Source organism: Frankia sp. RB5 (assembly GCF_059816245.1).
In genome coordinates this window covers 23,879-34,006 of the sequence record NZ_JCBATA010000084.1, presented here as the reverse complement: position 1 = coordinate 34,006, position 10,128 = coordinate 23,879, and the positions used below count along the sequence as shown (strand labels likewise).

General features: G+C 72.9%; 11 protein-coding genes. 10 read left to right on the top strand and 1 reads right to left on the bottom strand.

What is annotated here, in order from left to right; all coding sequences use genetic code 11:
* Positions 1-697: 697 nt before the first annotated feature.
* The 6 genes from AC6EXY_RS30020 to nusB all read left to right on the top strand — a co-directional run bounded on the left by AC6EXY_RS30020 (position 698) and on the right by nusB (position 5,306).
* The gene (locus AC6EXY_RS30020; RefSeq protein WP_101832723.1) at positions 698-1,339 is read left to right on the top strand and encodes a prepilin peptidase; all 642 of its coding nucleotides are present in this window, start codon (positions 698-700) and stop codon (positions 1,337-1,339) included.
* 92 nt (positions 1,340-1,431) lie between these two features.
* Positions 1,432-2,622, top strand: a complete 1,191-nt coding sequence (gene aroC, locus AC6EXY_RS30015; protein WP_101832722.1) for a chorismate synthase — start codon at positions 1,432-1,434, stop codon at positions 2,620-2,622.
* Entirely contained in the window at positions 2,622-3,131 is a 510-nt protein-coding gene (locus AC6EXY_RS30010; protein WP_499818621.1) for a shikimate kinase, read from the top strand. The genes aroC and AC6EXY_RS30010 overlap by 1 nt, the downstream gene beginning before the upstream one ends.
* A 26-nt stretch (positions 3,132-3,157) precedes the next feature.
* Positions 3,158-4,267, top strand: a complete 1,110-nt coding sequence (aroB, locus tag AC6EXY_RS30005) for a 3-dehydroquinate synthase (protein ID WP_101832720.1) — start codon at positions 3,158-3,160, stop codon at positions 4,265-4,267.
* A 62-nt stretch (positions 4,268-4,329) separates the two neighbouring features.
* On the top strand, positions 4,330-4,893 hold the full coding sequence (gene efp, locus AC6EXY_RS30000; protein WP_101832719.1) for an elongation factor P: 564 nt from the start codon (positions 4,330-4,332) through the stop codon (positions 4,891-4,893).
* Complete coding sequence (gene nusB, locus AC6EXY_RS29995; RefSeq protein ID WP_101832718.1) at positions 4,890-5,306, top strand: transcription antitermination factor NusB; 417 nt, start codon at positions 4,890-4,892, stop codon at positions 5,304-5,306. The genes efp and nusB overlap by 4 nt, the downstream gene beginning before the upstream one ends.
* Positions 5,307-5,392: 86 nt before the next feature.
* Here the strand turns inward: nusB and bldD are convergent, their stop codons facing one another.
* The gene (gene bldD, locus AC6EXY_RS29990) at positions 5,393-5,890 is read right to left on the bottom strand and encodes a transcriptional regulator BldD (RefSeq protein WP_009742788.1); all 498 of its coding nucleotides are present in this window, start codon (positions 5,888-5,890) and stop codon (positions 5,393-5,395) included.
* Between the two features lie 417 nt (positions 5,891-6,307).
* Here bldD and pyrR point away from each other — a divergent pair, with 417 nt between their 5' ends.
* From pyrR to AC6EXY_RS29970, 4 genes are read left to right on the top strand one after another with little or no spacing between them, the layout of a single operon-like run.
* Positions 6,308-6,913, top strand: coding sequence for a bifunctional pyr operon transcriptional regulator/uracil phosphoribosyltransferase PyrR (pyrR, locus tag AC6EXY_RS29985; RefSeq protein ID WP_101831919.1), 606 nt, complete (start codon positions 6,308-6,310; stop codon positions 6,911-6,913).
* 40 nt (positions 6,914-6,953) lie between these two features.
* Entirely contained in the window at positions 6,954-7,880 is a 927-nt protein-coding gene (locus AC6EXY_RS29980) for an aspartate carbamoyltransferase catalytic subunit (RefSeq protein ID WP_101831918.1), read from the top strand.
* Positions 7,880-9,217, top strand: a complete 1,338-nt coding sequence (locus AC6EXY_RS29975; protein ID WP_101831917.1) for a dihydroorotase — start codon at positions 7,880-7,882, stop codon at positions 9,215-9,217. Before AC6EXY_RS29980 ends, AC6EXY_RS29975 begins: the two co-directional genes overlap by 1 nt.
* Positions 9,214-10,104: a PH-like domain-containing protein gene (locus tag AC6EXY_RS29970; protein WP_101831916.1), complete on the top strand. Its 891-nt coding sequence runs from the start codon at positions 9,214-9,216 to the stop codon at positions 10,102-10,104. Before AC6EXY_RS29975 ends, AC6EXY_RS29970 begins: the two co-directional genes overlap by 4 nt.
* Positions 10,105-10,128 lie beyond the last annotated feature (24 nt).

Genomic DNA, 10,128 nt, shown 5'->3' with positions numbered 1-10,128 from the left:
TGGTGGGTGGGGGTGTGGGGTCGGGCGTCATGGTGGTCACCTGGTTCAGGGGTGCGCGGACGATCATCGGACGGGTCTGATCGTCGCACCCGCCTCCGACAGTTTTTTGCCTTGACGCAAAGGCTCCAGCCCGGTCTGGACGATCACCGCAAGGGCGAAAAACGGTGTTACCGCGGGAACACACGGAGCCGGCCGGCCGCCAGCCCGGCGTGATCGGCGGCCGCTGAGGCGCGATCCCGCGGGACTGCGCGGAGTCGAACTGATCGTCAGCGCGGCTCGGTGGGGTCGAGGCGAACTTGGCCGGGTGTGCCAGTCCGGCTGTGCCAGTCCGGGTGTGCGCCGGCGGAATGGTGGTCAGGTGTGGCGGGGCGTCGGGGGTGAGGGCGCGGTCCCGTGGGACCGGCTGAACTTGGCCGAATGTCAGTGCGGCCCGCCGGGGGGCGACGAATATGCCGAAGGCAGTCTGATTGCTGTCATCCGTGGTGCAGGCAGCACGTCCGGTCTGTTTCCGTCGCCAGTCGGGTGGACTGCGCTGATTCCGTTCCGCCGAGGTGTGGGCAGTACGTCCTATGGCTACGGGCGGTCCAGCGGGGTTGGCCGCCGTCGCGGTGTGATGTCCTGGTGTGACAAGGATCGTGGCGGCCTGGCGGCCTGGCGGCCTGGCGGCGCTGGACGGGGGTGGGGAGTGCGCGGCGCGGTGAGTGTGGTCGTGGCGCTGGTGGCGCTCGTGGTCGCGTTGCCGGTGGGGAGACGGGTGGTGGCGGGGGTGCCGGCGGCGGGTGGTGAGGCGCCGCGCCGGCCGGTGCCGGCGGCGTGGGTGCTCGGGGTTGTGACCGTCGTCGGCGTGGGTGCGGTGACGGCGGTGCTGTGGCGGCATCCTGCCTGGCTGCCGGCCTATGACTATCTCGCCGTACTCGGGGTGTGGCTGGCGGCGATCGACCTGCGGGTGCACCGGCTGCCCGATCAGCTGGTGCTGCCGTCCTATCCGGTGCTGGCGGTGCTGTTCGGGTTCGCGGCGCTGGTGGAGGGGGACGCGGGGAGGCTCGCGCGGGGAGCGGTCGCGGGTGCCGTCTGCTGGCTGGCCTTCCTGGCGTTGCACCGGCTGCCGGGCGGTGGGTTCGGGCGAGGGGACGTGAAGCTCGTCGGGCTGCTCGGCGCGGGGCTGGGATGGCTGGGCTGGGGATGTGTGGTCCTCGGCCTGTTCGCCGGGGTCGTTCTCGGGGGTGTGGTGGCGCTCGGGCTGCTCGCGGCGCGCAGGGTCGGCCGGCGCGACCGGCTGGCCTACGGTCCGTTCCTGCTCGCGGGAACGCTGATCGCGGTGCTTGCCGGGGGCGGCTGAGCTGGTGACCGGGGGTACCGCGGGCGGCGGGGGACGTGAACCAGTTCCCAGCGGGACGTGCGGTGCTGGCTGGTCGTGAAAGACTGGATGGCATGGTGCGTTGGTTGACTGCCGGGGAGTCGCATGGTCCTGCCCTGGTGGCCACGGTCGAGGGGCTGCCCGCGGGCATCCGGCTGACCAGTGCGGACATCGCCGCCGAGCTCGCCCGGCGGCGGCTCGGGCATGGCCGCGGGGCGAGGATGAGCTTCGAGCGCGACGAGATCGAGCTGCTCGGCGGGCTCCGTCACGGCGTCTCGCTCGGCGGCCCGATCAGCGTCGTCGTGCGCAACACCGAGTGGCCGAAGTGGGAGCACGTCATGGCGCCCGACCCGGTCGATCCGGCCAGTCTCGCGGGGCTCGGTCGCAACGCGCCGCTGACCCGCCCCCGGCCGGGGCACGCGGACCTCGCCGGCATGCAGAAGTACGGCTTCGACGACGCCCGGCCCGTGCTGGAGCGGGCCAGCGCCCGGGAGACCGCGGCGCGCGTCGCGCTCGGCACGGCCGCCAAGGCGTTGCTGCGCCAGGCGTACGGGATCGAGGTGCTCTCCCACGTCGTCGCGATCGGCGCGGCCGAGGTGGCGCCGGGCACCCCGCCGCCGGGCCCGGGGTCGCTCGCGGCCGTGGACGCGGACCCGGTGCGTTGCGCCGACCACGCGGCGAGCGAGCGGATGGTCGCCGAGATCGACGCCGCCCACGCCGACGCGGACACCCTCGGCGGCATCGTCGAGGTGCTCGCCTACGGCTGCCCGCCAGGGCTCGGCAGTTACGTGCATGGCGACCGGCGGCTCGACGCGCGACTCGCCGCCGAGCTGATGGGCATCCAGGCGATCAAGGGTGTCGAGTTCGGTGACGGGTTCACCACCGCGCGTCGGCGCGGCTCGGTGGCGCACGACGAGATCGAGGCGATCGGCGGTGCCGGTCGCCGGGTGCGCCGAGCCACCGACCGGGCCGGCGGCGTCGAGGGCGGGATGACCACCGGCGAGCCGCTGCGGGTGCGCGCCGCCATGAAGCCGATCTCGTCGCTGACCCGCCCGCTGGCCACCGTCGACGTGGCGACGGGGGAGCCCGCCGTCGCGATCAACCAGCGCTCGGACGTGTGCGCGGTGCCGGCCGCCGGGGTCGTCGCGGAGGCGATGGTCGCGCTCGTGCTCGCCGACGCCGCCCTGGAGAAGTTCGGTGGCGATTCGGTGGAGGAGACGCGTCGTAACTGCGAGGCGTACCTGAAGTCCCTGGTCATCCACTGATGGGGGAGACAGCGCCGCGGGCGGTGCTGGTCGGGGCGCCCGGCGCGGGCAAGACCACGGTGGGCACCCGGCTCGCACAGCGGTGGGGTGTGGAGTTCCGCGACACCGACGCCGACGTCGAGGCAGCCGAGGGGCGCAGCGTCTCCGACATCTTCGTCGAGTCCGGCGAGGAGTACTTCCGCGCGGCCGAGCACCGGGCGGTCGCCGCGGCGCTCGCCGGGCACGCCGGGATCGTCGCTCTCGGCGGCGGCGCCGTGCTCGATCCCGCCACCCGCACGCTGCTCGCCGGGCACCGGGTGGTGTACCTGCGTGTCGGTGTGTCCGACGCGGTGCGCAGGGTCGGCCTCGCGCGGGACCGGCCGCTGCTCGTCGAGGGGCCACGCACCCGCCTCGCCGCCCTGCTCAAGGCCCGTCAGCCGCTGTACGCCGAGGTCGCGGCGGTCGTCGTCGACACCGCGGGGCGCGAGCCCGACGAGGTCGTCGACCTGGTCGCCGCCGCGCTGGAGTAGAGGAAGCCGGAGTAGAGGACATCGTGGTGAGTGTGCAGACAAGGGTCGCCGACGTCGTCCGGATCCCGGTGCGGCCCGGCGGCGAGCGTCCCTACGATGTGGTGCTCGGCGAGGGGGTGCTCGGCGACCTCGGCGAGATCGTGGCCGGGCGGACCCGGGCCGCCGTGATCCATTCCGTCGCGCTGCGCGCCACCGCGGAGGCCGTCGTCGCCGACCTGCGGGCGAACGCCGAGGTGGAGGCGTACGCGATCGAGGTTCCGGACGGCGAGCGGGCCAAGCAGCTGCTTGTCGCCGGCCACTGCTGGGACGCCCTGGGCCGCATCGGCCTCACCCGCGACGACGTCGTGATCGGGCTGGGCGGCGGCACCGTCACCGACCTCGCCGGGTTCGTCGCCGCCAGCTGGCTGCGCGGGGTGGACGTCGTCCAGGTGCCGACGACCGTGCTCGCGATGGTCGACGCGGCCGTCGGCGGCAAGACCGGCATCGACACCGACGCGGGCAAGAACCTCGTCGGCGCCTTCCACCAGCCGCTGACGGTGCTGTGCGACCTGGCGACGCTCACCTCCCTGCCGGCGGTGGAGATCCGCTCCGGGCTCGCGGAGGTGGTCAAGACCGGCTTCATCGCCGACGGCGTCATTCTCGACCTGCTCGACGACGACCCGACCGGCGCCGCCCACCTGCCCGAGCTGATCGAGCGCTCGATCCGGGTGAAGGCGGACGTCGTCTCCGGCGACCCGCGCGAGGCCGGGCGCCGCGAGGTCCTCAACTACGGCCACACCCTCGGCCATGCCATCGAGAAGGTCGAGGGGTTCGGCTGGCGGCACGGCGCGGCGATCTCCGTCGGGATGGTGTTCGCCGCCGAGCTGTCCCGGCTGGCCGTCGGCCTCGACGGCGCCACCGCGGACCGGCACCGGGACCTGCTGTCCCGCGTCGGCCTGCCGGTGGCCTATCGGGGGGATCGCTGGCCGGCGCTGCTCGACGCGATGCGGGTGGACAAGAAGTCCCGCGGCCGGCGGCTGCGGTTCATTGGCCTGGCCGCGCAGGGGGAGACGGTCATCGTCGACGGCCCGGACGTCGGCCTGCTGATCTCCGCCTACGAGGCGGTCGCCCCCGAGCGCGGCGGCTGGGCTCGGTAGACTCGTCCGCGCCTGATGACTTCCGCCGTGCCGGCACGGCAACCGAACGGAGATCGTACGCAGTGGCGACCACCAACGACCTGAAGAACGGTATGACGCTCGACATCGACGGCGTGTTGTGGAGCGTCGTCGGCTTCCAGCATGTCAAGCCGGGAAAGGGTGGCGCGTTCGTCCGCACGACCCTCAAGAACGTGCTGAGCGGAAAGGTCGTCGACCGCACGTTCAACGCCGGCGTCAAGGTCGAGGTTGCGACCGTGGACCGCCGCGAGATGACCTACCTCTACCGCGACGGCGCCGACTTCGTCTTCATGGACAGCGAGTCCTACGACCAGATCCCGGTCCCGCCGAACGTCGTCGGCTCGGTCGCCGACTACATGCTCGAGAACACGGTCGCCACCGTCGCGCTGCACGACAGCGCGCCGCTGTACGTCGAGCTGCCGGCGAGCGTCGAGCTCACCATCGAGCAGACCGACCCGGGCGTGCAGGGTGACCGCTCGACCGGTGGGACGAAGCCGGCCACCCTGGAGACCGGTGCGACCATCAACGTCCCGCTGTTCATCACCAGCGGCGAGAAGGTCAAGGTCGACACCCGCGACGGCCGTTATCTCGGCCGGGTGACGAGCTGAGCGCCCGGTCCAAGGCCCGCAGGCGCGCGCTCGACATTCTCTTCGAGGCGGACGTGCGCGGCGCGCGCGTGCCGGAGATCCTCGACGCCCGTCTGACCCGGGCCGATCCGCCCGTCTCGGAGTACGCCGAGGGCCTGGTGGAAGGCGTCGTCGAGCACTGGCAGGAGATCAACGAGCGGATCGGCCACCACGCGCAGGGCTGGACGCTGGAGCGCATGCCGTCGGTGGACCGCAACATCCTGCGGATCGCGGTGCTGGAACTGCTGTGGCGGCCTGACGTGCCGCCGCGGGTCGTGATCGACGAGGCGGTGGAGCTGGCGAAGAGCCTGTCCACCGAACGCTCGCCGGCGTTCGTCAACGGGCTGCTCGGCAGCCTGATCGATGCGGGGGAGACGACGGCGTCAGGCGGGTGACGTCCGCGTGCCCGGTACGCCGCTCCTGGCGACGTACCGGGATACCCCGGCCAAACCCGCGTCCCGTCGAGGTGAAGCTGGCCTGCTCAGACGTCGGAGGCGGTCGCGTCCGCGCCCTGCTCGGGGGAGAGCACGCCCCAGGAGACGAGCTGCTCGGTGAGCTTGCTTGGCGAGGTGTCGTAGATCACCGCGAGTGAGCGGAGGTCCTCGTACCGGATAGACAGCACCCGGCCGTTGTAGTCACCGCGCTGGCTCTGGATGGTCGCCGCGTAGCGAGCGAGGGGGCCACCCTGCTCCTTGGGGACCTGAGAAAGCCGCTCGAGGTCAAGGACGATCCGCGGGGACTGCTCGAGCGGAGCGACGGTGGAACCCTCGGGCAGCAGCTCCCCGACGGGGACGCCGTAGAACTCCGCGAGCTCCGAGAGACGCTGAACGGTGACGGCGCGGTCCCCACGTTCGTAGGAACCCACGACGACGGCTTTCCACCGACCGTGCGACTTCTCTTCGACGCCATGAAGCGAGAGCCCCTGCTGGGTGCGTATTGCGCGCAGCCGAGCACCGAGCGCCTTCGCATAGTCGGACATCGGAGTGCCCACTCCTGTCGTGGTTGATCATTGGAACCGGGGCTCATGCCTCCGGCGGTTACCGATAGTAGTGCCCGCCGGGTTGAGGCTCGACACCCGGGGGGTCGTGTCGCTTCTTTCTTTGTACCACTTTCTGTAGCCCTCCGGTTGCGCGCTCCGCCTGCCCGGCGGGAACTTCCCCCCGACGCCGTACTGGCGCGGACGGCTGGCAGGACGGTGACGTGCAGTCACGGTCCCGCGATGGTAGTTGGCGGCGCAACAATGCGCGCGGGTGCGGTGCGGGCCGCCCGCCCGCCCCCGCCCGGTGCACCCGGCGGGTCCGCCGCGAGTCCCTCACACGCCCGGAGTGCCCTGGTAACGTCGCTGGGACCGCTCCTTTAAGGACCGTCCCGTGAGGCGGGGAAGGAGGGATGCCGCGTGGCGCCTGCCGCCGCGAGCGACCCCGCATCGCGCCGTCCCGGCGTAGCCCGGACAGTACTGTCCGCCGACGACATCACCCGGATCGTCAGCCGGATGGCGCACCAGATCCTCGAGAAGACCTCCGGTGGTGCCGGTGTCGTCCTGCTCGGTATACCCACCCGTGGGGTACCTCTCGCGCACCGTCTGGCACGGCGCGTACACGCCGTGGAGGGTGTGGATCTTCCAGTCGGGTCCCTCGACCCGACCATGTATCGCGACGATCTGCGACTGCGCGGGGTCCGCCCCCTCGAGGTGACCGAGATCCCCGACGGCGGCGTCGACGGCCGGGTGGTGATCCTCGTCGACGACGTCCTCTATTCCGGGCGCACGGTGCGCGCCGCCCTCGACGCGCTGGCCGCCTACGGGCGCCCGCGGTCCGTGCAGCTCGCCGTCCTCGTCGACCGGGGCCACCGCGAGCTGCCGATCCGCGCCGACTACGTGGGCAAGAACATGCCGACCTCGCGCCGCGAGTCGGTGGCCGTCCGGCTGCGGGAGATCGACGGCGCCGACGGCGTGCTCATCGTGTCGCCCGAGGGCGCGGCCGATCCCGGCGAGCAGGCATGACCCGGCGAGCAGGCATGACGGCGGGGAACGGAGAGCGGACGTGAAGGGACACCTGCTGTCGACCGAGGACCTCAGCCGCGAGGACGCGCTGCTGGTACTCGACACGGCCGAGCGGATGGCGCGGGTCGCCGAGGCGTCGGTGCGCAAGCTGCCGACCCTGCGCGGGCGCACCGTGGTCAACCTGTTCTTCGAGGATTCCACCCGTACCCGCACGTCCTTCGAGGTAGCCGCCAAGAGACTGTCGGCCGATGTGATCAATTTTTCGGCGCGCGGGTCAAGCGTGTCGAAGGGTGAAAGCCTGAAGGACACCGCGCAGACCCTGGAGGCGATGGGCGCCGACGCGGTGGTCTGCCGGCATGGCGCCAGCGGCGCGTCGCACCGGCTGGCGACCTGGGTGCGGGGCAGCGTCGTCAACGCGGGCGACGGTACTCACGAGCACCCCACCCAGGCCCTGCTCGACGCGTTCACGATGCGCCGCCGGCTGGGCCGGGTGGACGGGCTCAGTGTCACCATCGTCGGCGACGTGCTGCATTCCCGGGTGGCCCGGTCCAACGTCTGGCTGCTGACCACCCTGGGTGCCAGTGTGACGGTGGTCGCTCCGCCGACGCTGTTGCCTCTCGGTGTCTCGTCGTGGCCGGTGCAGGTGTCGTACGACCTCGACGCGGTGCTGCCGAAGAGTGACGTGGTCATGATGCTGCGGGTCCAGCGGGAGCGGATGTCGGCGGCGTTCTTCCCGACCGAGCGGGAGTACAGCCGCCGCTACGGCCTGGACGTCGACCGCGCGGCGACCCTGCCCGAGCACGCGCTGGTCATGCACCCGGGCCCGATGGTGCGCGGGATGGAGATCGCCTCGCAGGTCGCCGACTCGGCGCGGTCGACGATCGTGGAACAGGTCGCGAACGGGGTGAGCGTACGGATGGCCGTGTTGTACCTGCTGCTCGGCGGCGGGTCCGGGGAGGTCGCGTGATGGCTGGGGATGCTGGTACCGCATGGGTACTGCGGCGCGTTCGCCCGTTGGGGGGCGAGCCCGTGGATGTGCTGCTCGCGGACGGCGTGGTGGCCGCCTGGCGGCCGGCCGGGTCGACCGGACCGGATTCGGACGGGCTGCCGCCGGGCACCGCGTTCCTCGACGCGGACGGGCTGATCCTGCTGCCCGGGCTCGTCGACCTGCACACCCATCTGCGTGAGCCGGGCCGCGAGGACGCCGAGACGGTCGAGTCCGGCACCCGCGCCGCCGCGCTCGGCGGCTACACCACCGTGTTCGCGATGGCGAACACCAACCCGGTCGCCGACACCGCCGGCGTCGTCGAGCAGGTGTGGCGCCTGGGCCTGGACGCCGGGCACTGCGACGTGCGGCCGGTCGGCGCGGTCACCGTCGGGCTCGCCGGCCAGCGCCTCGCCGAGCTCGGCGCGATGGCGACCTCCGCCGCCGGGGTGCGGGTGTTCTCCGACGACGGGCACTGCGTGTCCGACGCGCTGCTCATGCGCCGGGCGCTGGAGTATGTCAAGGCGTTCGACGGCGTGGTCGCCCAGCACGCCGAGGAGCCGCGGCTGACCGTGGGCGCCCAGATGAACGAGGGCGTCGTCGCCGCCCGGCTCGGGCTGCCCGGCTGGCCGGCGGTCGCCGAGGAGGCGATCATCGCCCGGGACGCGCTGCTGGCCGGGCACGTCGGCTCCCGCCTGCACGTCTGCCACGTCTCGACCGCCGGCTCGGTGGAGATCATCCGGTGGGCGAAGGCGAAGGGCTGGCAGGTCACCGCCGAGGTCACCCCGCACCACCTGCTGCTCACCGACGACCTGGTCGAGTCCTACGACCCGGTGTTCAAGGTCAACCCGCCGCTGCGCACCGCCGAGGACGTCGCCGCGCTGCGCGCCGGCCTCGCCGACGGGACCATCGACTGTGTGGCCACCGACCACGCCCCCCACGCGCTGGAGGACAAGGAGACCGAGTGGGCCGCGGCCCGTCCCGGCATGCTCGGCCTGCAGACCGCGCTGTCGGTGGTGATGGAGACGATGGTCATCGCCGGGCGCCTCGACTGGGCCGGCGTCGCCGAGCGGATGGCGCTCGCCCCGGCCCGCATCGGAGGGCTGCCGAGCCCCGCCGCGGACGCGGGGAGTTCCATAGCGGTGGGCGCGCCCGCGACCGTCACACTCCTCGACCCGTCACCATGGCGGGTGGTCGAGGCGGACGCGCTCGCCAGCCGCAGCCGCAACACACCCTATGCGGGGCGGTCCCTGCCGGGAACGATCCGCGCCACGTTCCTGCGGGGCCGGCCCACCGTGCTCGACGGGAAGATCGTATGACTGTTTCGCTGTCCGCCTCCGCGGCGGTCCCCCTCGCCGCTGGTGGCGGGTCGAGTCGCCTGGGCCTGCACGCGCTGCTCGTTATCGGGTTGCTGTTGCTGCTGGTGGCGGTGGTCGGGGTGATGCGCCGGGCCTGGCGCAGCCGGGCCGAGCGCCAGGAGGAGGACCTGCCCGAGCTGCCCGAGCCGCCGGCGGAGCCCGGCACGGTGCTCGCCGCGCCGCTGCGCGGGATGTACCTCGGGACCGTCGACGCCGGCCACTGGCTTGAGTGGATCGCCGCGCGGGGTCTCGGTGGGCGTGACGGCGGCTATGTCAGCGTCTACGAGACGGGCGTGCGGATCGACCGCGGCAACGACGCCTTCTGGATCCCGCGGGAGGCCGTGCGCGGCGCGCGTCTCGAGCGGGCGCACGCCGGCAAGGTGTCGGCGCCTGGCCGGCTGATCGTCATCGCCTGGTCGTACGTCGGGCACGAGCTGGAGACGGGCTTTCGCGGCGAGGACCGGGCCCGCCAGCCCAAGGTCGTGCGCGCCGTGCACGACCTGATCGGCCCGCCGCCGGCACACCTGGCCAAGGGCGACATCACCTCCCCGCACGCCGTGCCGCGGATCCGCCCGCCCCGGCTGCGGCCGCCGCGGCCGGGCTCCGGCCAGCCCACCCAGGAGATGCCGGCCATCCGGTCCGCGCCCCGGTTGCGCCGCGGCGAGCGCCGTGCCGAGCCGCGCCGCGCCGATGACAGGCGCCAGGACGAGCGCTATCCGGGGGAGCGCCGCCACGGCGGTGCTCGCCCCGCCGATCCGCGCTACCCCGACCCCGACCCCGGCCGGTCACCGGTCGACCCGTTGACCTCGCCGCTCGGTGAGGTACGCAGGCTGAAGGAGGATCGGTGAGCACCCTCACCTCGACCCGCGCCG